Raw genomic sequence first — 21963 nt, forward strand, 5'->3', positions numbered from 1 at the left:
GCAACGAGGATCCGCAAGGCACCCACATGTCCATCGACAAGACTTTCCTCAAGCGTGGCCTGAAGCGGGTGGCGATCAAGCTGCTATCCATCAACTGGTTTGTTCTGCTTCCAGACCGCCTCAAGTTGCTGGTCGCCCGTCGGGCGGGCGTTTGCGACTGGCACTGGTATGCGCGCTTCATCCTGCGTGCGCCTGATGCCGTCGCGGACGGGCCAGGTCATTTCCTGTCCTACGGCAACGCTGAAGGAAAATCGCCCAGCCCCTTGTTCGATCCGGCATGGTACTGCGCGCGTTTCGGTCTCGAGGCGAGTCCGCTCGATGCGCTGATGCAGTATCTCCTCATCGGTGAGAGGCTGGGTCTGGCTCCGAGCCCCTGGTTTGATCCGCGCCATTGTCGGGCGACGGGGCCTTCGGCAGGCGTGTTGCAGTCGGTGCTGGGCAAGTACCTGACCGACTACCGAAGGGCAGGGGCGCCGCATCCCTTGTTCGACCAGGTTTGGTACCTCAACCGCTACCCGGACGTGCGCGATAGCGGCACCAATCCGTTGCTGCACTTCCTCTACGACGGCATTCCCGAAGGGCGATTGCCAAATCCCTACTTCGTGCCGCTTTGGTATGTGGAGACCTACCCGGACGTGGGCGGCAATGATCCGTTTGCCCATTTCTTCCAACATGGCGCGGCGGAAGGGCGCAGTCCGGGGCCTGAATTCAACGCGCGACAGTACCTCGACCAGAATCCGGACGTCGCCCAGTCAGGAATGAACGCACTGGCTCATTATCTGGCAGTCGGGCGTCACGATGGCCGCGAACTAGGCAAACGCCCCTTGTCGCTGGCGGATCTTGTACCTCCTGCACCGGTTGCGGATAGGGGGCTGAGCGCAGGTGTCGTTGACATCGTGCTGCCGGTCTATCGCGGCCTGGAAGAAACAAGGAACTGCATCGATTCGGTGCTGCGCTCGCACAACCGTACGCGTACCCGGCTTCACATCTACAACGACTGCTCTCCCGAGCCGGAAGTCACCGCCTACCTGCGAGAGCTTGCCAGCCGTGAGCCATCGGTGCGCCTGGCAGAGAATCCGCAGAACCTGGGCTTCGTGTTGACCGTCAATGCTGGAATGGCACATGCGCTGCAGCAGCCGGACAGCATCGGCGCGCTGCTGCTCAACAGCGACACCATTGTTGCCGCAGACTGGGTCGATCGCATGGTCGCCCATCTGGACGCCGATGTCGGCTCGGTGACGGCGCTGTCCAACAACGCCACCATCTGCAGCTATCCACAGCTGGGTGCCAACGCGCTTCCCGAGGGGATGGACGCGGCGGCGCTGGACCACCTGACGCGGAGCACCAATGTTGGCGTGGCCGTGGACGTTCCGACCGGCGTCGGCTTCTGCATGCTGATTTCCCGCACTGCTCTGGAGAAGGCCGGTCTGTTCGACGCAGAGGCCTTTGGCAAGGGCTATGGCGAGGAGAACGATTTCTGCATGCGCTCCGGGCGCCTGGGTTTCCGCCACCGATTGGCCATGGACGTGTTCGTCGAGCACGTGGGCGAGGTCAGCTTTGCCGACGATAGCAAGCCGGGCAAGATCATTGCCCAGAGGATCATTGACGAGCGCTATCCGGACTATGGTTCGCAGGTCGCTCGTTTCTGCTCGATGGATCCAGGCTTCTCGGCGCGCGTGCGACTGACCCTGCAGGTGTGGAAGGCGCGGCGACGGCCGGTTTCGGTGTTGCTGACCCACACCTGGGGCGGGGGGACAGAGCGCGCCGTCCAGGCGATGCGGGCTTCGCTGGCTGGTGCCGGCGAGGTCGTGATCGTACGCCCGATGGAAGACAACAACGGCGCGGGTCTGGTCAACGTGAGCCACGCCTCCGACTTCGACGGTTTCGAGTTCCTGTTCCGTTACCGGACGCCCGAAGAGCTGGCAGCGCTGCTGGAAGTGTTGGGTGCAGGTGCGCTGCAGATTCATCACCTTGTTGGATTTGGACCCTCGGTCCGGCGCGCAGTAGCCTTGTCGGGTCTACCGTATAGTTTCCACGTACACGACAACTATGCGATCTGCCCGCAGATCACGCTTACCGATGCCTCGGGGAATTATTGCGGCGAGCCGGCCGAGAATGGCTGTGACGCCTGCATCGCCGAGCGGCCGTCCAATGGAGCGGCAGATATCCGCAACTGGCGCGCCAATAACCAGTGGCCCCTTCTGGGCGCGCAGGCCGTGCTGGCACCGAGCCGGGATGCGGCGCAGCGGATGCAGCGTTACACCGGCATTCCTGTCCAGGCCGTTTACCACGAGTCGAACATCGATGCGCATCCGGGGCGGTTGGGGCGGGGTCTGCGGCCGTATCGCGTGCTTCTGCTGGGGGTGATGGCCCCGCACAAGGGCTTGAACCATCTGTTGGCCATCGCCGACGAAGCCCGACGGGTAGGGGCGCCGCTGGCGTTCCATTTGATCGGATACCCGCAGACGGAAGTGCCGAAGAACCCAGGCTTCAGCTGGAGCGGTCCGTATGAGGAGTATGCGTTGGATGAGCTGATCAAGGCCTACGATCCCGACGCCTTCCTCTTCCTTTCGCAGGCGCCTGAAACCTATTCCTACACCTTGTCGCACGCTCTTCGTGACGGTAGGCCGATTGCCGCCAACCGCCTCGGTGCGTTCACCGAGCGGCTCGAGGGCGTGCCGAATGCACTGATGCTGGCGCATGACGCACCTGCGACTGAGGCCGTAGAGGCGCTTGTTGCATGGATGGAAGGTCTGTACGCAAAGGAAAGCGCATGAACCAGCGATTTGGCATGGGTGCACGCCCCGCACTTCGTTCACAGTACGGCCTGCGCGTTGCCGTAATACCCGAGCGCTACGGTGCGGTGATGTCGCCGTGTGCCAGCATTCGCTTGCACGCGTTCACTGAACGCTTTGCTGCAGATGTGCGGTATCTGATGCCCGAAGAGCTCGAAGCTTTTGCGCCCCACCTCGTGCTGTGGAATCGTGGGGCGGTCATTGCCGAGTCAGGATTAGCGCTGATCGCCGAAGCGGGGCGGCGGGGGGCATCGCTTGTCTACGACCTCGACGACAATCTGTTGGCCATGGATGAGCATCCCGAGCGGGAGGCTTACGCTGTCGTCATCGACGCGGTCCGTATGTCGATCGCAATGTCCGATGTCACCTGGTGCTCAACGCGCAGGTTGGTCGATGTCGTCAAGGATGCCGGTGGTACCGCACAATGGATGCCCAATGCGCTGGATGCCGATCTTTGGAAGGCAGCACCGGAGACGGGGATGCTACTTCCCGGTAAAGGCACGGTAAGGTTGCTCTACATGGGAACGCGTACCCATGACGATGACTTCCTTCTGCTCGACGCGGCGCTGCGGCAGGTATGGGAGGAGCGGCCCGATACGTTCTCGTTGACGCTCGTTGGCGTCACCGCGGCTGCAACCGACAGCCGTCCGTGGATGGCAGGTTTGAGCCCGCCGCCGCATGTGGGGGCATCCTATCCCGCATTCGTGCACTGGTTCTCGCGCCTCCGTGGCTTCCACGCGGGCGTGGCGCCATTGCTCGACACAGGTTTCAACCGTTGCAAGAGTTCGATCAAGGTGCTGGACTACGCTGCAATGGGCTTGGCGACGTTTGCATCAAACGTGCCGGCCTATGCTGACGATGCGCAGGAAGATCGCATCCTGGTCGACAATACGCACGACGCTTGGGCAGAGAAGATCGTCGCACTGATTGATCGGCGCCTTGCGGTAGATGAGGTTGCCGCACGCGCCATTTCGCGCGTGGGGCCGCATATGTTCGACGAGGCGGTGACCCGTCGCTGGCAAAGTTGCATGCAGGTTTTGGGGGAGTGATGAAACAAGGTCTATTGAAGCGCGGGCTGGGGTGGTTGTTGCCCATCGAGCATCCGCGTATCGCGGGGGCGTTGCTCGCACTTGGTGTCGTCGTAATGCTTGTGGCGCGGCTGTTTTCCTGGCCGGGGTTTGCAACGCACGACACAGTGTTCATCACCCAGGAGGCGCTCCGCGGTGAGTACACCTCGTACCATCCGGTCCTCAATGCACTGCTGATCCGCTGGCTGGCGGTGCCATTCGAGTCTTTCAGCATCTACACCACGTTGCAGATCGTGTTCTGCGGGACACTTTACCTGCGTAGTGCGACGTTGTTTGCGCGGATGGTCAACCGACCGGTATGGATTCTGCTTGGCGTAGCGCTTTGGGCGGCAATGCCCAGCACTTACCTCTATCTGGGCATGATCTGGAAGGATGTGCTCTGCGCATACTGTCTTCTTTTCCTGGCGACGCTGGTGTTGCAGGCGCGCCAGACTGGCGTTCTCGCCGGGCGTGGCGACGCCGTTCTTCTCGGCCTGTCGCTGTTCTTGATCGTTGCCACCCGTCATGGAATGGCGATCAACTTCCTGTTGCTCCCTCTAGCCGTCGGAGCCCGTCGACTGTGGGCGGCACGGCCTTACCGAGCCGCCTTTGTGGCTGCGGTAGTCGGTTGGTTGTTCATGTCAGTGATCACGGCTTCCCCCTTGGTGAAGAATGACGTCGCGCATCTGAACAAGCTGAAGATCTCAGCCGTGTCCGGCCCTTTCCTGGGCATGGTGTCGAACCGGAGTGGATATACCAGTAATGATCCAGGCCAGGACCAGGCGTTGGCCGCACGCGTCTTTGGTCCGGACTACGCTGAGAAGTACCGTCCGGACTATCTGATGAATGAAGTGGTACTCACCGATGCTGAGGAGCTTGATGAGGCTTATCGCCTCATCCTGCGTCGTACCGCACGGTTGTGTCTGCTCAATGTCTCGCAGTGCGGCTCCGACCGTCTGCAGATGATGCTTGCAACGCTGCAACCCAGTACCGCCTTCGGCGGCATGAAGTTCTATGACTTGGCCATCATGGAAAACTGCCCGAAGGTCTTCGGCATGGATCCCGACAAATGCGACGTGCTCGAGCGCTTCGAACGAGGTGAACGGCCCAGCATGCTGGTCGATTTCCAGCGAAAGTTCGTTTCACGGTTTGTGGATACCCGCGGCACCACGCAGAACCTGTTCGTGTGGAACCTGCTGCCAGCTTTCGTGCTGCTGCTGTCGTTGTTGGTGTTCAGTGCGCCGCGGCGCCCGCTCTGGATCCTGTCGTTGTTCATCCTGATGCAGATGGTATTGCCGATCGCAACGTCAATGGCCAACGACTTCCGCTACTACTATTTCCTGGCGCCGCTCAGCACGCTGCTGGCGGTATTCGTGATTGGCCGGATGGTTCATGGTCATGGGTTCTGGCATGACCGCCCAATGAATTCTAACGAGGCTACCCATGTCTGACGTCAAGGCGGATAAGCCGCGCCAACAGGTGGCAGTGGTGATCCCCTGCTACAAAGTCCGCCGCCATATTCTTGGGGTCATCGACGCGATTGGGCCGGAAGTTGATGCGATCTACTGCGTCGACGACCGGTGCCCGGACGCAAGCGGTGACTTCATCGAACAGCAGGCGCGGGACACGCGCGTGGTGGTACTGCGCCATGAGCAGAACCAGGGTGTAGGCGGAGCGGTCATGACGGGCTACCAGCGTGCGATAGCCGATGGCATGTCGATCCTGGTCAAGGTGGACGGCGATGGGCAGATGGATCCAACGCTGGTGCCGCTGTTCATCGGGCCGATCTTGAAGGGCCAGGCGGACTACACCAAGGGCAACCGATTCTGGGACCTGTCCAACATCCGCCGCATGCCGCTGGTGCGGCGTATCGGAAATCTTGGCCTGTCGTTCATGACCAAGGCGTCGACAGGCTACTGGGATGTGTTTGATCCCACAAATGGCTACACGGCCATCCATGCCAATGTCGCTGCCCGACTTCCGTTTGCCTCCATCAGCCGGCGCTACTTCTTCGAGACCGACATCCTGTTCCGCCTGAACATCATGCGGGCGGTTGTGTGTGACGTGCCTATGGACGCTACCTATGGTGACGAAGAGAGCAATCTGAAGATTGGTCAGGTTCTGACTGAATTCTCGTACAAGCATGCGAGGAATCTCTTCAAACGCATCGGGTACCGCTATTTCCTGCGTGACCTCTCTATCGCATCGTTCGAGTTGCTTGCCGGGCTGCTTCTGCTGGTCAGCGGCGTGCTCTATGGCGGCTGGCACTGGTGGCAGGCGCTGGAGGCTCAGCAGGCCTCGGCTGTCGGCACGGTGGTCCTGCCGTCGATTGCTGTGGTCAGCGGACTACAGTTCCTGCTGGCATTCATCGGGTATGACATCGCCAGCGTGCCGCGTCAGGTGCTGCACCCCCTGTTTGCCCCGTTCCGGCCGGGCAAGCGCGCCTGAATCGAGGACGACCCGCGGGCCAGCGACGCCGGCCCGCATGTTGGTGTCATCTAGGGCCGGGAGCTGGCCTGAATACCAGTCGTGAGAACAACAGGTAGTTCCACGCCGCGATCATGCCCATCACCATGAACTTGGCGAGCAGGACATGGACGTGTAGATGGTCTACCAGCATCACCATGGCGAAGTTGCCCAGCACCAGGTTAACTGCTGCAAGCGCACCGTAGCGCGCCAGTTCGGTAGTCCAGGTATTCTCGCTGCGGAACACCCAGCGGCGGTTGAGAAGAAAGCTGACTACGAAGCCGCATGCGAAGCTGGTCGACTGACTGACGAGCAGCCAGCGGCTACCGAAAGCTGTCTGCATCCCGAGGAACACCAGGTATTCGACTGCAGCAGCGGAGCCACCGGACAGCAGGAAACGAATAAGGCGCGGCATCATGTGGCATCGCTCATCCGGCTGACAGGGAGCGCCTCGCGGCGCCCCTGTCTGAGGTGGATGAAGGCCTCAAAGCGCCTTTTCCAGCTCCGGCAGCAGGGTGAACAGATCCCCCACCAGCCCGATATCGGCGATCTCGAAGATCGGGGAGTCCGGATCCTTGTTGATCGCGACGATGGTACCGGCGTCCTTGATGCCGGTCAGGTGCTGGATCGCGCCGCTGATGCCCACGGCCACGTACAGCTCCGGCGAGATGATCTTGCCGGTCTGGCCGACCTGCAGGTCGCTGGGCACGTAGCCGGCGTCCACGGCGGCGCGCGAGGCACCGACTGCGGCGCCGAGCTTGTCGGCAAGCTGGAAGATCACCTTGAAGTTCTCCTCCGAGCCCACGCCACGGCCGCCGGAGACGACACGCTTGGCGCTCTGCAGGTCCGGGCGGTCGGTGGCACCGGCCGCCAGGCCGACGAAGCGGGTGTGGGTCGGCAGGGCCGCATCGACGCTGGCCGCTTCCACGCTGGCGCTGCCGCCCTTGGCCGCTTCCGGCCAGGATGCCGCACGCACGGTGGCGACCACGATCTGGTCGGCCGGCACCTCGACGGTGATGATGGCGTTGCCCGCGTAGATCGGGCGCTTGAAGCTGTGGCTGCCTTCCACGGTCATCAGGTCGGAGACCTGGTTGACGCCGAGCAGGGCGGCCACGCACGGCATCAGGTCCTTGCCGAAGGTGGTCGAGGGGCCGAACACATGGGTGTAGCCGGTGGCCAGCTGCGCGATCTGCGGGGCCAGCACCTGGGCCAGCGCCTGCGCGTTGGCGGCGTTGGCCACGGTCAGCACCCTGGCCACGCCGGCCAGCTGCGCGGCCTCGGCAGCCACGGCGGCCGGATCGGCGGCCAGCACCAGCACGTCGATGCTGGCGCCGCTGATCGCGGCGGCCGCGCTGACGGTCTTGGCGGTGGCGGCGTTGAGCTTGCCGTCGTGGTGTTCAGCGACAACGAGGATCTTGGTCATTACAGCAACCCCTTCTGCTTGAGTGCGGCGACCAGTTCGGCCGCGTCCTTGACCATCACGCCCTTGCTGCGCTTGACCGGCGCGGCGTACTGGGTGGTCTTGAAGGTATCGGCGGCGTCCACGCCGAGGTCGGCCAGCTGCAGGGTCTCCAGCGGCTTGGCCTTGGCCTTCATGATGTCCGGCAGCTTGATGAAGCGCGGCTCGTTCAGGCGCAGGTCGGTGGTGACCACGGCGGGCAGATCCACTTCCAGCGTTTCCAGGCCGGCGTCGACTTCACGGGTGACCGTGGCCTTGCCGTCGGCGATCTCCAGCTTGCTGGCGAAGGTCGCCTGCGGGCGGCCCCACAGCGTGGCCAGCATCTGGCCGGTCTGGTTGGCATCGTCGTCGATGGCCTGCTTGCCGAGGATGACCAGGTCCGGCTGTTCCTTCTCGATCAGCTTGAGCAGGGTGCGCGCGGCGGTCAGCGGCTGGATGGCCTGGTCGGTCACGACATGGATGGCGCGGTTGGCGCCCATGGCCAGGCCGTTGCGCAGGTGCGCCTGGGCATCGGCCGGTGCGATCGTGGCGACCACGACCTCGGTGGCGATCCCCTTGTCACGCAGGCGCAGCGCTTCTTCGAGGGCGATTTCATCGAACGGGTTGGGGGAAAGTTTGACGCCGTCGGTGACCACGCCGGAACCGTCCGGCTTGACCTGAATGCGGACGTTGTAGTCCACCACGCGCTTGTACGCGACGAGGATTTTCATCTGGTGCTCGATCCTTCAATAACGGGGGGAACGTCCGGTTCTGTACACAGCAACCGGTTCTCGGGTGGGACAGCGATTCTAACTGGCGCAGGGCCACCATGCGAATGCGTATGGCGGCTGCAGGCCTGCTGCACCTGCAGCAAGATTCCCTGCCCTGTCGCTAGTATCCTCAAGCTTCAGTACGTCCCCAGCCATCGCGAGTCCGTACTTTCCGCTGCCTCGCCACCCGAGGCCAGCTTGAGGAGACCAATGCATGGAAGTCGGTCACTGTCCTGCTTGCGAACAACCATTGAGCGAAGGTCTTCAGGGTTGGCACCGCCAATGTACCCGCTGCACCTACGAGGGAAGCACGTTGCAGGTCGACATCGACGTCCAGGGTGATCGCGAAGTGCTGGATGAAGTTCTGCGCGAAGAGGGCTTGGGAACGTTGCGGCAGCGTAATTTCCGAATTCTTGCTGAGGAGCTGACAGCTCGCTTTCCACATGACGGTCGACGCCCCAGGCTGCTGGATGTTGGCTGCGCTCATGGTTGGTTTCTTGAAGCCGCGGCCGGCCATTTTGATGTGCTGGGAATCGAACCGGACGCGCGTGTAGCGGAGCTGGCTACTGCGCGAGGACTGCCTGCTCGACGTGGTTTCTTTCCAGATGTGTTGGCCGCAGACGATTCTTTCGACGTCATCATTTTCAATGACGTCATGGAGCACATCCCCGATATCCTTGCGGCTTTGCACGCATGTGCACGTCATCTTCTGCCTGGTGGGATGATTGTGATCAATGCCCCAGCGCGCACGGGGGTGCTGTACCGGACTTCAAGGGTGATGGCGGGCATTGGTCTCCCAGCCAGCTTCGATCGGATGTGGCAAAAGGGCTTCCCTTCCCCCCATGTGCACTACCTCGATGACCGGACGATGGCAGCATTGGGTGCACGGGCGGGCCTGCGCTTACACAGCGTCCGTACCTTGAGGTCAATAAGCGTACGGGGATTGTACGCGCGGATACGGTACGACCGCTCTGTTTCCGCTACGAAGGCTCTGGCAACCACAGGGGTTCTAGCCGTGCTGGCCCCGCTGTTGGGCCTGCTCCCGGCGGATATCAAAGTCTGGACCCTGGTGGCAGCGTAGCCTGATTGTCCAGTTTAAGGATCGTCGGCCGGCGGCGCTGTATCCTTGGGGGTCTAGTTCTGCGGGGGATGCTTCCATCCGCGGGTAGCTCTACTCAAGGAGAATCTTTTGGTGCCCACATGGCTTGTCACCGGCGGAGCCGGATTCATTGGCGGTAACTTTGTCCTCGAAGCGGTCGCCAAAGGCGTGCGCGTCATCAACCTGGATGCGCTGACCTACGCGGGCAACCTCAAGACGCTGGCCTCACTGGACGGCAATCCGGACCACGTATTCGTCGAAGGTGACATCGGCGACCCGGCGCTCGTCGCCCGCCTGCTGGCCGAACACCAGCCGGATGCCGTGCTGAACTTCGCCGCGGAAAGCCACGTGGACCGCTCCATCGACGGCCCCGGCGCGTTCATCCAGACCAACGTGGTCGGCACCCTGGCGCTGCTCGAGGCCGTGCGCGATTACTGGAAGGCACTGCCGGCCGACAAGGGCCAGGCGTTCCGCTTCCTGCACGTCTCCACCGATGAGGTCTATGGCACCCTCGGCGAGACCGGCAAGTTCAGCGAGACCACCCCGTATGCGCCCAACTCGCCGTACTCGGCGTCCAAGGCCGCTTCGGACCATCTGGTGCGCGCGTTCCACCACACCTACGGGCTGCCTGTGCTGACCACCAACTGCTCCAACAACTACGGCCCGTATCACTTCCCCGAGAAGCTGATCCCGCTGGTGATCGCCAAGGCCCTGGCCGGCGAACCGCTGCCGGTCTATGGCGACGGCAAGCAGGTGCGCGACTGGCTGTTCGTGAGCGACCACTGCGAAGCGATCCGCACCGTGCTGGCCAAGGGCCAGGTCGGCGAGACGTACAACGTGGGCGGCAATTCGGAGAAGCAGAACATCGAGGTGGTGCAGGCGATCTGCGCCCTGCTCGATGCGCGTCGCCCGCGTGAGGATGGCCAGCTGCGCGCCAGCCAGATCACCTACGTGACCGATCGCCCGGGCCATGACCGTCGCTACGCGATCGATGCCTCCAAGCTCAAGGACCAGCTGGGCTGGGAGCCGAAGTACACCTTCGAACAGGGCATCGGCTTCACCGTGGACTGGTACCTGGACAACCAGGACTGGGTCAACGGCGTGCTCGACGGCAGCTACCGCCTGCAGCGCATCGGCACCACCGCCTGAGCGCGGTGATCACCAGACAGAGGACAACCGCATGACTCAACGCAAGGGCATCATCCTCGCAGGTGGCTCGGGCACCCGCCTGTATCCGATCACCAAGGGCGTCAGCAAGCAGCTGCTGCCCGTGTACGACAAGCCGATGATCTATTACCCGCTCAGCGTGTTGATGCTGGCCGGCATCCGCGACGTGCTGATCATCAACACGCCGCACGAGCAGGCGCTGTTCCAGAGCCTGCTGGGCGACGGCTCGCAGTGGGGCATGAACATCGCGTACGCCGTGCAGCCGAGTCCGGACGGGCTGGCGCAGGCCTACCTGATCGGCAAGGAGTTCATCGGCGGCAAGCCGAGTTGCCTGGTGCTGGGCGACAACATCTTCCACGGCCACGGCCTGCGCGAAGTGCTGCGCAACGCCGACCAGCGCGACACCGGCGCGACCGTCTTCGGCTACTGGGTCAATGATCCGGAGCGCTACGGCGTGGCCGAGTTCGACACGGCCGGCAAGGTCATCGACCTGGTCGAGAAGCCCGAGAAGCCGCGGTCCAACTATGCCGTCACCGGCCTGTATTTCTACGATGGCAACGCCAGCGATTACGCCGCGGAGCTGAAGCCTTCGCCGCGCGGCGAGCTGGAGATCACCGATCTCAACCAGCGTTACCTGCGCGAGGGCAATCTGCATCTGGAAGCGCTGGGCCGTGGCTATGCATGGCTGGACACCGGCACGCACCAGTCGCTGCTGGAAGCCTCCAACTTCATCGAGACCATCCAGACCCGCCAGGGCCTGCAGGTCTGCTGCCCGGAAGAAATCGCCTTCGGCCAGGGCTGGATCAACGCCGAGCAGCTGGAGGCGTTGGCGGCACCGTTGATCAAGAACGGCTACGGCCAGTATCTGCACACGCTGGCTGTGCGAGGAGTGGTGCCGTGAAAATTGTCGAGACCAAGCTGCCTGGTTGCGTCGTGATCGAGCCGGCCGTGTTCGGTGACGAGCGCGGGTTCTTCTTTGAGACCTGGAACGCCGAGCGTTTCGGTCAGCACGGCCTGCCCACGAAGTTCGTTCAGAGCAACGTCTCCACCTCGGCCAAGGGCGTGCTGCGTGGCCTGCATTACCAGTGGCCGCGGCCGCAGGGCAAGCTGGTCAGCGTGCTCGAAGGCGAGGTCTATGACGTGGCCGTGGACATCCGCCGTGGCTCGCCGACGTTCGGCCAGTGGGAAGCGGTGGTGCTGAGCGCGGACAACAAGAAGCAGTTCTGGATTCCGGAAGGGTTCGCACACGGCTTTGCCGTGCTCAGCGAGCGTGCGGTCTTCAGCTACCTGTGCACCGAGGTGTACCTGAAGGATTTCGACGCTGGCGTACGCTGGAACGATGCCGACGTCGCCGTCGACTGGCCAATCAGCGCACCAACGCTCTCGGGCAAGGATGAAGCCGCGCCGTTCCTGAAGGACATCGCCGAGGACCGCCTGCCGGTCTATCAGCCGTGACGATCCTGCTGCTGGGTGCCAACGGCCAGCTCGGTCAGGAGCTGCAACGCGCGCTGGCCCCGCTGGGCGCGATCGTGGCGACCACGCGCAGCGGCGTGCTGCCCGATGGCAGCGCGTGCGAGGTGGCCGACTTCGATCAGCCCGGCTCGCTGACCGCACTGCTGGACCGCCTCCGTCCGAGCGTGGTGGTCAACGCAGCGGCCTATACCGCCGTGGACCGCGCCGAGGAAGATCGCGATGCCGCCTTCCGTGCGAACGCCGAGGCACCGGGTGTGCTGGCGAGCTGGTGCGCTCAGGCGGGCGTCCCGCTGGTGCATTACTCCACCGATTACGTCTTCGATGGGCAGGGCACGCGCCCGTATCGCGAGGACGACGCGACGGCACCGCTCGGCGTGTATGGCGCCAGCAAGCTGGCCGGTGAGGACGCCATCCGCGCGGCCGGTGGGCGCCACCTGATCTTCCGCACGGCATGGGTATATGCCTCGCACAGCGCCAACTTCCTGCGCACCATGCTGCGGGTGGGCGCGGACCGCGATGTGTTGCGTGTAGTCGCCGACCAGGTGGGTACGCCAACGCCGGCAGCGTTGATCGCCGACGTGACCGTACAGGCGCTGCAGCACGATGGCGCACTGTCGGGGACCTGGCATCTGACGGCTACCGGTGAGACCAGCTGGCATGGTTTTGCCGAGGCCATCTTCACCGAGGCCGTCGCCGCCGGTGTGCTGGCGCGCGCGCCGACCGTCGAGGCGATCACCACGGCCGAGTATCCGACGCCGGCCAGGCGCCCCGCCTATTCGCACCTGGATGTGGCGAAGCTGGAGCAGGATTTCGGCGTGACCCTGCCACGCTGGCAGGAAGGCCTGAAGCGGGTCATCGCGGACTGCTGACCCGGCGGAAGAGCCACGCCACGCGTGGCTGACGCGGAGTCAGGATCCCGCGCAGGGCAGCCACGCATGGCGTGGCTCTACCCGCCATGAAAAACCCGGCCTTGGCCGGGTTTTTCATGGTTCGTCCGCGTGCTCAGGTACGCCCGTACGTATCCTCGAACCGCACGATATCGTCCTCGCCCAGATAGCTGCCGGACTGCACTTCGATCAGCTCCAGCGGCAGCTTGCCCGGGTTCTTCAACCGATGGGTCACGCCCAGCGGGATGTAGGTGCTCTGGTTCTCGGTGAGCAGCAGCACTTCTTCGCCGCGGGTCACTTCCGCGGTACCGCTGACCACGATCCAGTGCTCGGCGCGGTGGTGGTGCATCTGCAGGCTCAGCGTCGCACCCGGCTTGACCGTGATGCGCTTGACCTGGAAGCGGGCACCGTTGTCGATCGAGTCGTAGGCGCCCCACGGCCGGTATACCTTGCGGTGCCACGTCGCTTCGGGTCGGCCCTCGGCCTTGATCCGCGCGACGACCTGCTTGATCTCCTGCATGCGATCGCTCTTGCCGACCATGACCGCATCATCGGTTTCGACCACGATCACATCGTCCAGGCCGACCAGCGCGATCAGGCGCTCGCCGTAGGCGAAGGTGTTGCGGCAATCGATCGCGATCACGTCGCCGTGGTGCGCGTTGCCTTCTCCATCCTGCTCGGACACATCACGCAGCGCTGTCCACGAACCCACGTCGTTCCAGCCGGCATCCAGCGGCACGACCACGGCGTCGGCGGTCTTTTCCATCACCGCGTAATCGATCGAGTCCGATGGCACGGCGGCGAAGGCTTCTTTGTCCAGGCGGGTGAAATCGTTGTCGCGGCGCGCCTGCTGCCAGGCGGTGCGGCTGCCGGCGAGCATGGCGGGATTGAACTTCTCCAGCTCGGCCAGGAAACGGGACGCCTTGAACAGGAACATGCCGCTGTTCCAGAAATACTCGCCCGACTGCACGTAGGCGCTCGCGGTGTCCGCATCCGGCTTCTCGACGAAACGATCGACGGCACGGACGTCACCGCCGGAGGCTGCCTTGATGTACCCGTAACCCGTTTCCGGGCCCGTCGGCACGATGCCGAAGGTCACCAGCTTGCCGGACTCGGCAGCCGGAACCGCCCGCAGCACCGCGGCACGGAATGCGTCCTCGTCGGCGATCACATGGTCCGAGGGCAGCACCAGCAGCAGCGCGTCATCCCCATCCCGGGTCGCTTCCAGCGCGGCCACGGCGATCGCCGGTGCGGTGTTGCGGCCGACCGGCTCCAGCAGGATCGCCTGCGGTTCCACGCCGAGCTGCTGCAGCTGCTCGGCGGCGACGAAGCGGTGCTCCTCGTTGGCGACGATCAGCGGCGCGCGGCCGGCGATCGGTGCCACGCGCTGCCAGGTCGCCTGCAGCATGGTCTGCTCGCCGGACAGCGCGAGGAACTGCTTGGGGTAGGACTCGCGCGACAGCGGCCACAGGCGGGTGCCGGAGCCGCCGGAGAGAATGACGGGAAGAAGGCTCTGCATGATCGGGGCCTCGCCTCAGGCGTCCTTGAGCAACTGGGAAATTTCGTCGGTGCGCGCACGCAGCAGCGCCGCGTCACCCCGGGTTTCAACATTCAGGCGCAGCAGCGGCTCGGTGTTGGAGCTGCGCAGGTTGAAGCGCCAGTCGCCGAAATCGGCGCTGATGCCATCGGTGTGGTCCAGCGCCGGTGCCTGCGCGGCGTAATGCTCCATCACGCGGGCGACGGAACGCTTGGCATCGGCGACCTTGAAGTTGATCTCGCCGCTGCACGGGAACTTCTGCATGCGGGCTTCGACCAGATCGGCCAGCGAGCGGCCGGATTCGGACACCAGCGCAGCGATCAGCAGCCACGGGATCATCCCGGAATCGGCATACGCGAATTCGCGGAAGTAATGGTGCGCACTCATCTCGCCGCCGTAGACGGCATTCTCCGAACGCATCTTTTCCTTGATGAAGGCGTGACCGCTCTTGCACAGCACCGGCTGGCCACCGGCGTCTTCCACCATTTCCACGGTGTTCCAGGTCAGGCGCGGGTCGTGCACGATCTTGCCGCCGGGCTGGCGCGCCAGGATCGCCTGGGCGAGCAGGCCGACCAGGTAATAGCCCTCGATGAAGCGGCCGTTGTGATCGAAGAAGAAGCAGCGGTCGAAATCGCCATCCCAGGCGATGCCGAAGTCCGCGCCATGCTCGCGCACGGCCTGCGCGGTGAGCTCGCGGTTCTCCGGCAGCAGCGGATTGGGGATGCCGTTGGGGAAGCTGCCATCGGGCTCATGGCAGATGCGGATGAACTCCAGCGGCAGGTGCGGGGCGAGCAGGTCGACGATCGTGCCGGCGCCGCCGTTGCCGGCATTGACCACCAGCTTCAGCGGCTTCAGTGCCTTCGGTTCGATGTAGCTCAGCAGATGCGCGATGTAGGCGCTCTTGTCCGGATGCGACTGCAGGCCGGCGGTCGGCGCGGCGGCGGGTGCCTGGTCGGCTTCGACCGCATCGGAGATCGCGAACAGGCCGGTATCGGAGCTGATCGGACGCGCCTGCTCCTTGACCAGCTTCATGCCGTTGTAATCCATCGGATTATGGCTGGCGGTGACCATCACGCCACCGGCGGCCTTCAGGTGATCCACCTGGAAATAGACTTCCTCGGTCCCGCACAGGCCGATATCGAGCACTTCACGGCCGGCGCTGCGCAGGCCGGCGGCCAGGGCGTCCTGGAGGGCACCGCTGGTCAGGCGGACATCGTGGCCGACCACCACCGTGCCGGGCGACAGCTGCGCGGCGAGTGCCACGCCGATACGGCGGGCCAGATCTTCGTTCAGTTCATCCGGAACCCGGCCGCGGATGTCGTACGCCTTGAATGCGGGGAGCGTCATTTATTAGTCCTTCTGACAGTCAGCGCAGTAGTCTAGCCGCTGCCGTGTGTGGGAATCGTTTTCAGCCGGGTAGGGCGTGGGCGGCGGACGCTAAAGCCGGGGAAACCCCCGTGCAATGGCTACAATGCCTGCTTCCATCAACGAGGTGAGGGCGTAGATGAGCAAGTCCCCAGACAACGCCGGGCGACGTGGCAAGCAGTACGCCAGTGCGGCCGAGGCGCTGCAAGGTGCCATCGCCGATGGCCAGACACTGGCGGTTGGCGGGTTCGGCCTGTGCGGTATTCCCGAGGCCCTGATCGCCGCGCTGCGCGATACCGGTGCCAAGGATCTGACCGTGATCTCCAACAATGCCGGCGTGGATGGCTTCGGCCTCGGCCAGTTGCTGGCGACCCGGCAGATCCGGAAAATGATCTCGTCCTACGTGGGCGAGAACAAGGAATTCGAACGCCAGTACCTGGCCGGCGAGCTGGAGCTGGAATTCAATCCGCAGGGCACCCTGGCCGAGCGCCTGCGTGCCGGTGGTGCGGGCATCCCGGCCTTCTTCACCGCGACCGGCTACGGCACGGTGGTGGCCGACGGCAAGGAAACCCGCGAATTCGATGGCAAGCACTACGTGATGGAGACCGCGCTGCGCGCCGACATCGCGCTGGTCAAGGCGTGGAAGGCCGACGAGGCCGGCAACCTGGTGTTCCGCAAGACCGCGCGCAACTTCAACCCGGCCTGCGCGATGGCCGGCAAGCTGTGCATCGTGGAAGTGGAAGAGGTGGTGCCGGTGGGCAGCATCGATCCGGACCAGGTCCACCTGCCGGGCATCTACGTGCACCGCATCGTGCACAACCCGCATCCCGAGAAACGTATCGAACAGCGTACCGTGCGCCAGGAGGCGAACTGAGATGGCCTGGACCCGCGATGAAATGGCACAGCGCGCCGCGCGCGAACTGACCGACGGCGCCTACGTGAACCTGGGCATCGGCCTGCCGACCCTGGTCGCCAACCACATTCCCGACGGTGTGGATGTCTGGCTGCAGTCCGAGAATGGCCTGCTCGGCATCGGCCCGTTCCCGACCGAGGCCGAAGTGGATGCCGACCTGATCAATGCCGGCAAGCAGACGGTGACCGCACGCGCGGGCGCCAGCTACTTCGGCAGTCACGACAGCTTCGCGATGATCCGGGGCGGCCACATCAACCTGGCCATCCTCGGTGCGATGCAGGTCACCGACAAGGGCGACCTCGCGAACTGGATGGTGCCGGGCAAGATGGTCAAGGGCATGGGCGGGGCGATGGACCTGGTCGCCGGCGTGCAGCGCGTGGTGGTGCTGATGGAGCACACCGCCAAGAGCGGTGAACACAAGATCCTGCCCGAGTGCACGCTGCCGCTGACCGGGGTGGGCGTGGTCGATCGGATCATCACCGAGCTGGCCGTGTTCGATGTCACCGACAAGGGGCTGGTGCTGGTCGAGGCGGCCCCGGGCGTGGGCATCGATGAGCTGAAGGAAAAAACCGGCGTGGCGTTCGCTACGGCTTGATGTGAAAGCCGCCCCGACGCATCGGGGCGGTCCGCGAGCGAAGTCAGCCCTTCTGCGCGAAGCGGTAGGGCTGACCGGCATCGAATACCTCGCCCAACAGGCTCGCAGCTGTCGCTTCGCGTTTTCCGCCGCTACGCACCACCAGCGAGATGATGCGCTCGATCGCGTGCGCCAGCGTGCCATCGAGCTGCCCGGCCTCGGTATCGAATGCCGAACAGTAGAGATGCGCATCCAGCAACGGCCGTAGCGACGACAAGCGCACCCAGAACATGCTGCCCGCGACGAAGGTATCTGTGTCGATGTCGGCCGCCGGCAGGCCAAGCTGGGCCAACAGGGCGCCTACGTTGCGCTGGTTGGCACCCCAATAGAAATGCAGGGGCTGGACGTGCCCTTCCGGGGCCACCAAGCCCAGCGATTCATCTTCGGCGAAGCCTTGGAATATCCGCCCCGCACGGTCCGCATCCAGCAATCGACGGGTCAGCTCGCGCCGCCAGTCTTCACCGTCGCTGCGATGCGTGGACCTCTTGGTATGCAGTTTGAGTACGACCTGCTCGCCGTCTTGGTACAGACGTTCGGCGACTTGGAGGAAGGGCAGGATGTCGCGGCCATGGTTGGCGAACACTTCGATCTCCGCATCGAGATGGGCATTCTTTACCGCCCGCTGCACGTCGTTGCGTTTTTCTTCGGTCGTGGTGATCACGATCCTCCACGCCAGCCCACTGGCGCGCAGATCGGCAAGCAGTTCGGCGAGCACGTCCAGGTACCACGCATGTATCACCACGCAGGGGCGGGTCACGACGCCCTGCACCGCCGGCGCATTCAGCGCATCGCGCGTCGCTTGCAGGTACGCGTGTCCCAAACGGGCATCCGGCTCCAGCACAGCGCCCTCGGCCCATTCGTTCCACGCGTTGATGAAGACCATGCGCTGGTCGGCCGGCACTGCGGCCAGGCGCGTGTGCACGGTGGTCGACAACCAGTCGCCGTAGCCGCGCGGTGAGGCATGCAGGTAGACGCGGCCCTTGCCGGAGCGGCGTGCTTCGTTGTCCCAGCCCGGATTGACCCCGGGGTAAAGCGTATAGGGCGGCAGCGGACGCGCGGCGATCTCTGCAGCCAGCTCGCGCCAGTCGCGCACGTCGCCCTCGAAATCCGGGTTGATCAGGTACTGGTCGGCAGTGAGCGAGCGCGGGTTGCTCATGTTCGGCGGGAACTCGACGGCGGCGTCGAAGCCGATGTCGCGCGGATCCGGGCGCTCGAAGCCCTGTACGTAGGCCAGGTGGATCTGGCCGATGCCGTTGTCCAGGCACCACTGCCGCCAGCGCTGGGCGGTGGCGCGTGCATCGGGCAGCAGATGCGGGCGGTAGACCAGCAGCATGGGCTTGCCGTCCACCTTCAATGCACGGCGGTCACGCAGGTAGTCGGCGACGTGGGCGATGAAGGCCAGGTCATCTTCGGCGCTGTGCTGCTGCCCGATCAGGATGTCCTCGTCGCGACCGTCCCAGCGCCGGGCCCAGTTCTCGTTGGCCCAGCACAGGCAGAACGGCAGGTCGATGCTGTCATCGGCCAGCCACTCGCGCAGCGGGTCCTCCATCAACGTTGTGCCGCTGAACCAGTAGTAGTAGAAGCAGAACGCGCCGATGCCGTACTCGCTGGCCAACTGCGCCTGGTCGCGCATGATCTGCGGGTTGCGCAGATCATAGAACCCCAGGTCCGCAGGCAGGCGCGGCTGGATGTGGCCCTCGAACTGGGGCAGGGCGCGGGTGACGTTGCGCCATTCGGTGAACCCCTTGCCCCACCACGCATCATTCTCGGCGAACGGATGGAACTGTGGCAGGTAGAACGCCACTAGTGTGGCGGGCAGCTGCGCGGGCAGCGCCTCCACCCGATGCGGAACGTAGCCGATCGCGGCCTCATCGGCGCGCAGCAGTGGGCGATGGGCGGATCGGGGCACGGCATCGATTCGGCCGCGCGGCGGCGGCGGGACCCAGTCGCCGTGATTGCGCAGGAAGCGCGCGCGGAGCCGATCACGCTGGTCATCGGACAGCGGCAGCACCCGGAATCCGGTGCGGAGCGCCACGAAGAGCGCCTGGCGCAACCTGGCCTTGATCGTGCTCACGCGCGACGGACCTTGGTCCAGGGAAAAACGACAGCAGGCATGCGGGCTCCAACGCTACAACAGGTGGGGGCATTCTCGGGCTTTGGCCGCACACCGGCAAATCCCTGCGTGCTAGCGTTCATCCCATGGATCTCCACCTCCCCGATGCCCAGGTGCACTGGCACCGCCACTGGCTTTCCCGTGACGTCGCCGACACCCTCCAGCGCACGCTCCGCGACGACATCCCGTGGGAGGTGCACAGGATCCGCATGTTCGGCCGCCAGGTCGACTCCCCGCGCCTGAGCTGCTGGATGGGCGACCCGGCCGCGCGCTACCGCTATTCCGGTACCGAGTTCGTGCCGCAGCCTTGGCATCCGGCGCTGCTGCCGCTGCGCGATCAGTTAACCGCTTTCTGCGGCCATGCGTTCAACAGCGTGCTGCTCAACCGCTACCGCGATGGCGATGACGGGATGGGCTGGCACAGCGACAACGAACCCGAGCTGGGACCGGCGCCGGTGATCGCGTCACTGAGCCTGGGCGCGCCGCGGCGGTTCCTGCTGCGCCGTCGGGACGACCATGCGAAGAAGGCCGAGGTGCTGCTCGACCACGGCGATCTGCTGGTGATGGGCGGGCAGACCCAGCGCCATTATCAGCATTCCCTGCCGAAGAGCGCGCGACCGCTGGCCGAGCGCCTGAATCTCACGTTCCGCTGGATCAACGCACCCGGGCAGGGATGACCGCGCTGCGGGCGTGATCCTGCTCGCCGGTCACCAGCGTCCAGCCCACCACGTTCGTGGTCAGCGTCTGCAGCCCCTGTTCCAGCGCGGCGGTCACCTGGGCGACGTCGGTGCTGCCGACCGGGTTTTCCTGGCGGAACGTACGATCGGCGACGACGCGCTGGTCGATCACGTGGATCAGCTTCGCGTTGACTTCGATCAGCGCGGTCGGCGTGGCCTGGCCACGGTAATCGGCTTCGAAGCGGCGCACGTCCATGGCCAGCTTGTAGTCGGCGCGGATGCCGGTGGTGACCCGGGCCACGCCGTTGATGCGGCCGGAATCCTCGAAGCCGCGCACCAGCGCGTCGTCGAGCATGTCGGTGGCCGGCTGGGCCCAGCTGACGCCCTTGTAGACCTCCAGTTCAGAGGGGGTCGGGCGCACGTTGATGCGCGGGCTGTCGACCACGCGCGCGGCGCTGGGCTTGACCAGCACCAGCTGCCACTCGACGGTCGGCCAGCCCGGGTCGGCCTGGATGCGGACCACGGGCGAATAGATCGTCACCGCGCTGCGTTCATTGCTGCCCAGCAGCGAGCAGCCGCCAAGCGCGGCGATCAGGACGATCGGCAGCAGGGGCCGGAAGAAGGTCGGGCGGCTCATTTGGGTTCGAACTCCTTGGGTGCGTCGCGGCCGAGCAGGTAACGTGCCGGGTTGTTGTCCAGGCGGTCGCTGACCCGGCGCAGGTCGCGGATCAGGCCACGCAGCTCGGTCAGGGTCGGGCCGAGCTGGGCCAGGCCATCGTTGGCGAAGCTGTTGATCGCGGCGCGGTTCTCGCCAAGGATCGAGTCGGCATTGCCGGCGGCCGAATCCAGCTTGCTCAGCGTGGTCTCCAGCTTGTCCAGGATCGGCGGCAGCTGCTGCACGAGGTTCTTGTCCAGGCGCTGGATGGTGCCGTTGGTGCTCTTGAGGGTGACATCCAGGCTGCGCGCGGCGTCGCGCGCGCTGAGCAGCAGCGCCTGGGTGCCCTGGTCACGGTCGGCGAGGCCGCCGCTGATCGTTTCCAGGTTGGCCAGGGTCGCATTGATGCTGGCCACGTTGCGGTCGCTCAGCACCTGGTCCATGCGCTCGACGATGCGGTTGGCCACGTCGGTGATGTTCTGCAGCGCCGACGGCGTGGTCGGGATGATCGGGGCCGGATCCTTGTTGACCGCGGTCAGCGCGGCGGACTGCGGCGTGCCGCCACTGAGCTGGATGATCGACGGGCCGGTCAGGCTGGTGATCGCCAGCTTGGCGCGGGTGTCGGTCTTGACCGGCGTATTGGAGTTCAGCCGGATCCGCGCGACCACCTGGCGCGGATCATCCGGGACCAGGTTCAACTCGGTGATCGAGCCGACCGCGATGCCGTTGTACTGCACCGGGCTGCCGACCGACAGGCCGGTGACCGCCTCGCGGAACACCACGCGGTATTCCGTCCAGGTGCGGTCGGAGGAGTACTTGGCGGCCCACAGCCCGAAGGCCAGCAGCGCCAGGCCCACTATCAGGGTGAAAGCGCCGATCAGGACGTAATTGGCTTTGGTTTCCATGG

General features: G+C 64.6%; 20 protein-coding genes. 12 read left to right on the forward strand and 8 right to left on the reverse strand.

The window, feature by feature from the left end; translation table 11 throughout:
* Positions 1 to 26 precede the first annotated feature (26 nt).
* Genes ABE424_RS12205 through ABE424_RS12220 form a run of 4 tightly spaced genes read left to right on the forward strand, consistent with a single transcriptional unit; the run spans position 27 to position 6310 of the window.
* Positions 27 to 2777 carry a glycosyltransferase gene (locus ABE424_RS12205; RefSeq protein ID WP_346491849.1) on the forward strand — a complete coding sequence of 917 codons (2751 nt, stop codon included), beginning with the start codon at positions 27 to 29 and terminating at the stop codon, positions 2775 to 2777.
* The gene (locus ABE424_RS12210; RefSeq protein WP_346491850.1) at positions 2774 to 3844 is read left to right on the forward strand and encodes a glycosyltransferase; all 1071 of its coding nucleotides are present in this window, start codon (positions 2774 to 2776) and stop codon (positions 3842 to 3844) included. Before ABE424_RS12205 ends, ABE424_RS12210 begins: the two co-directional genes overlap by 4 nt.
* A complete protein-coding gene (locus ABE424_RS12215; protein WP_346491851.1) occupies positions 3844 to 5313 on the forward strand; it encodes a hypothetical protein in 1470 nt (489 codons plus the stop codon). The genes ABE424_RS12210 and ABE424_RS12215 overlap by 1 nt, the downstream gene beginning before the upstream one ends.
* Entirely contained in the window at positions 5306 to 6310 is a 1005-nt protein-coding gene (locus ABE424_RS12220) for a glycosyltransferase family 2 protein (protein ID WP_346491852.1), read from the forward strand. Before ABE424_RS12215 ends, ABE424_RS12220 begins: the two co-directional genes overlap by 8 nt.
* 46 nt (positions 6311 to 6356) lie before the next feature.
* Here ABE424_RS12220 and ABE424_RS12225 read toward each other — a convergent pair whose 3' ends face one another.
* The 3 genes from ABE424_RS12225 to ABE424_RS12235 all read right to left on the reverse strand — a co-directional run bounded on the left by ABE424_RS12225 (position 6357) and on the right by ABE424_RS12235 (position 8497).
* On the reverse strand, positions 6357 to 6746 hold the full coding sequence (locus ABE424_RS12225; RefSeq protein WP_346491853.1) for a GtrA family protein: 390 nt from the start codon (positions 6744 to 6746) through the stop codon (positions 6357 to 6359).
* A 66-nt stretch (positions 6747 to 6812) separates the two neighbouring features.
* Entirely contained in the window at positions 6813 to 7751 is a 939-nt protein-coding gene (locus ABE424_RS12230; RefSeq protein ID WP_346491854.1) for an electron transfer flavoprotein subunit alpha/FixB family protein, read from the reverse strand.
* Positions 7751 to 8497, reverse strand: a complete 747-nt coding sequence (locus ABE424_RS12235; protein ID WP_176990683.1) for an electron transfer flavoprotein subunit beta/FixA family protein — start codon at positions 8495 to 8497, stop codon at positions 7751 to 7753. The genes ABE424_RS12230 and ABE424_RS12235 overlap by 1 nt, the downstream gene beginning before the upstream one ends.
* A gap of 253 nt (positions 8498 to 8750) precedes the next feature.
* Here ABE424_RS12235 and ABE424_RS12240 point away from each other — a divergent pair, with 253 nt between their 5' ends.
* The 5 genes from ABE424_RS12240 (at position 8751) to rfbD (ending at position 13144) form a co-directional block, all read left to right on the forward strand.
* Entirely contained in the window at positions 8751 to 9617 is an 867-nt protein-coding gene (locus ABE424_RS12240) for a class I SAM-dependent methyltransferase (protein WP_346491855.1), read from the forward strand.
* A 111-nt stretch (positions 9618 to 9728) separates the two neighbouring features.
* Complete coding sequence (gene rfbB / locus ABE424_RS12245; RefSeq protein ID WP_346491856.1) at positions 9729 to 10784, forward strand: dTDP-glucose 4,6-dehydratase; 1056 nt, start codon at positions 9729 to 9731, stop codon at positions 10782 to 10784.
* Between the two features lie 31 nt (positions 10785 to 10815).
* Entirely contained in the window at positions 10816 to 11703 is an 888-nt protein-coding gene (rfbA, locus tag ABE424_RS12250) for a glucose-1-phosphate thymidylyltransferase RfbA (protein WP_346491857.1), read from the forward strand.
* Complete coding sequence (gene rfbC / locus ABE424_RS12255; protein WP_346491858.1) at positions 11700 to 12257, forward strand: dTDP-4-dehydrorhamnose 3,5-epimerase; 558 nt, start codon at positions 11700 to 11702, stop codon at positions 12255 to 12257. The genes rfbA and rfbC overlap by 4 nt, the downstream gene beginning before the upstream one ends.
* A complete protein-coding gene (gene rfbD, locus ABE424_RS12260) occupies positions 12254 to 13144 on the forward strand; it encodes a dTDP-4-dehydrorhamnose reductase (protein WP_346491859.1) in 891 nt (296 codons plus the stop codon). The genes rfbC and rfbD overlap by 4 nt, the downstream gene beginning before the upstream one ends.
* Before the next feature lie 133 nt (positions 13145 to 13277).
* Here the strand turns inward: rfbD and ABE424_RS12265 are convergent, their stop codons facing one another.
* On the reverse strand, positions 13278 to 14681 hold the full coding sequence (locus tag ABE424_RS12265; protein ID WP_346491860.1) for a mannose-1-phosphate guanylyltransferase/mannose-6-phosphate isomerase: 1404 nt from the start codon (positions 14679 to 14681) through the stop codon (positions 13278 to 13280).
* 15 nt (positions 14682 to 14696) lie between these two features.
* Complete coding sequence (locus ABE424_RS12270) at positions 14697 to 16046, reverse strand: phosphomannomutase (RefSeq protein ID WP_346491861.1); 1350 nt, start codon at positions 16044 to 16046, stop codon at positions 14697 to 14699.
* 157 nt (positions 16047 to 16203) lie between these two features.
* Between ABE424_RS12270 and ABE424_RS12275 the strand changes: the two genes are divergently transcribed.
* Positions 16204 to 16938, forward strand: coding sequence for a CoA transferase subunit A (locus ABE424_RS12275; protein ID WP_346491862.1), 735 nt, complete (start codon positions 16204 to 16206; stop codon positions 16936 to 16938).
* Position 16939: 1 nt separating this feature from the next.
* Positions 16940 to 17572 (forward strand): CoA transferase subunit B, encoded by a 633-nt coding sequence (locus ABE424_RS12280; protein WP_346491863.1) that lies wholly within the window; start codon positions 16940 to 16942, stop codon positions 17570 to 17572.
* A 43-nt stretch (positions 17573 to 17615) separates the two neighbouring features.
* On the opposite strand, the gene ABE424_RS12285 is transcribed toward ABE424_RS12280, so the two are convergent.
* Positions 17616 to 19685 carry a glycoside hydrolase family 99-like domain-containing protein gene (locus ABE424_RS12285; protein ID WP_346491864.1) on the reverse strand — a complete coding sequence of 690 codons (2070 nt, stop codon included), beginning with the start codon at positions 19683 to 19685 and terminating at the stop codon, positions 17616 to 17618.
* Between the two features lie 125 nt (positions 19686 to 19810).
* On the opposite strand from ABE424_RS12285, the gene ABE424_RS12290 reads away from it, so the two are divergent.
* Entirely contained in the window at positions 19811 to 20401 is a 591-nt protein-coding gene (locus tag ABE424_RS12290; protein WP_346491865.1) for an alpha-ketoglutarate-dependent dioxygenase AlkB, read from the forward strand.
* Here ABE424_RS12290 and ABE424_RS12295 read toward each other — a convergent pair.
* Together ABE424_RS12295 and ABE424_RS12300 are read right to left on the reverse strand one after the other, a co-directional pair.
* Positions 20379 to 21038, reverse strand: coding sequence for an ABC-type transport auxiliary lipoprotein family protein (locus tag ABE424_RS12295; RefSeq protein ID WP_346491866.1), 660 nt, complete (start codon positions 21036 to 21038; stop codon positions 20379 to 20381). The genes ABE424_RS12290 and ABE424_RS12295 overlap by 23 nt on opposite strands.
* Positions 21035 to 21961, reverse strand: a complete 927-nt coding sequence (locus tag ABE424_RS12300; RefSeq protein ID WP_176991044.1) for an MlaD family protein — start codon at positions 21959 to 21961, stop codon at positions 21035 to 21037. The genes ABE424_RS12295 and ABE424_RS12300 overlap by 4 nt, the downstream gene beginning before the upstream one ends.
* Between the last annotated feature and the right edge of the window lie 2 nt (positions 21962 to 21963).

The sequence above is a fragment of the Stenotrophomonas sp. TWI1149 genome, from assembly GCF_039673155.1.
GTDB lineage: Bacteria > Pseudomonadota > Gammaproteobacteria > Xanthomonadales > Xanthomonadaceae > Stenotrophomonas > Stenotrophomonas maltophilia_AA.

Coding starts and splice junctions, on each gene's coding strand:
- ABE424_RS12205 (WP_346491849.1), top strand. CDS start 27: ATGTCCATCGACAAGACTTTCCTCAAGCGTGGCCTGAAGCGGGTGGCG.
- ABE424_RS12210 (WP_346491850.1), top strand. CDS start 2,774: ATGAACCAGCGATTTGGCATGGGTGCACGCCCCGCACTTCGTTCACAG.
- ABE424_RS12215 (WP_346491851.1), top strand. CDS start 3,844: ATGAAACAAGGTCTATTGAAGCGCGGGCTGGGGTGGTTGTTGCCCATC.
- ABE424_RS12220 (WP_346491852.1), top strand. CDS start 5,306: ATGTCTGACGTCAAGGCGGATAAGCCGCGCCAACAGGTGGCAGTGGTG.
- ABE424_RS12225 (WP_346491853.1), bottom strand. CDS start 6,746: ATGATGCCGCGCCTTATTCGTTTCCTGCTGTCCGGTGGCTCCGCTGCT.
- ABE424_RS12230 (WP_346491854.1), bottom strand. CDS start 7,751: ATGACCAAGATCCTCGTTGTCGCTGAACACCACGACGGCAAGCTCAAC.
- ABE424_RS12235 (WP_176990683.1), bottom strand. CDS start 8,497: ATGAAAATCCTCGTCGCGTACAAGCGCGTGGTGGACTACAACGTCCGC.
- ABE424_RS12240 (WP_346491855.1), top strand. CDS start 8,751: ATGGAAGTCGGTCACTGTCCTGCTTGCGAACAACCATTGAGCGAAGGT.
- rfbA (WP_346491857.1), top strand. CDS start 10,816: ATGACTCAACGCAAGGGCATCATCCTCGCAGGTGGCTCGGGCACCCGC.
- ABE424_RS12265 (WP_346491860.1), bottom strand. CDS start 14,681: ATGCAGAGCCTTCTTCCCGTCATTCTCTCCGGCGGCTCCGGCACCCGC.
- ABE424_RS12270 (WP_346491861.1), bottom strand. CDS start 16,046: ATGACGCTCCCCGCATTCAAGGCGTACGACATCCGCGGCCGGGTTCCG.
- ABE424_RS12275 (WP_346491862.1), top strand. CDS start 16,204: ATGAGCAAGTCCCCAGACAACGCCGGGCGACGTGGCAAGCAGTACGCC.
- ABE424_RS12280 (WP_346491863.1), top strand. CDS start 16,940: ATGGCCTGGACCCGCGATGAAATGGCACAGCGCGCCGCGCGCGAACTG.
- ABE424_RS12290 (WP_346491865.1), top strand. CDS start 19,811: ATGGATCTCCACCTCCCCGATGCCCAGGTGCACTGGCACCGCCACTGG.
- ABE424_RS12295 (WP_346491866.1), bottom strand. CDS start 21,038: ATGAGCCGCCCGACCTTCTTCCGGCCCCTGCTGCCGATCGTCCTGATC.
- ABE424_RS12300 (WP_176991044.1), bottom strand. CDS start 21,961: ATGGAAACCAAAGCCAATTACGTCCTGATCGGCGCTTTCACCCTGATA.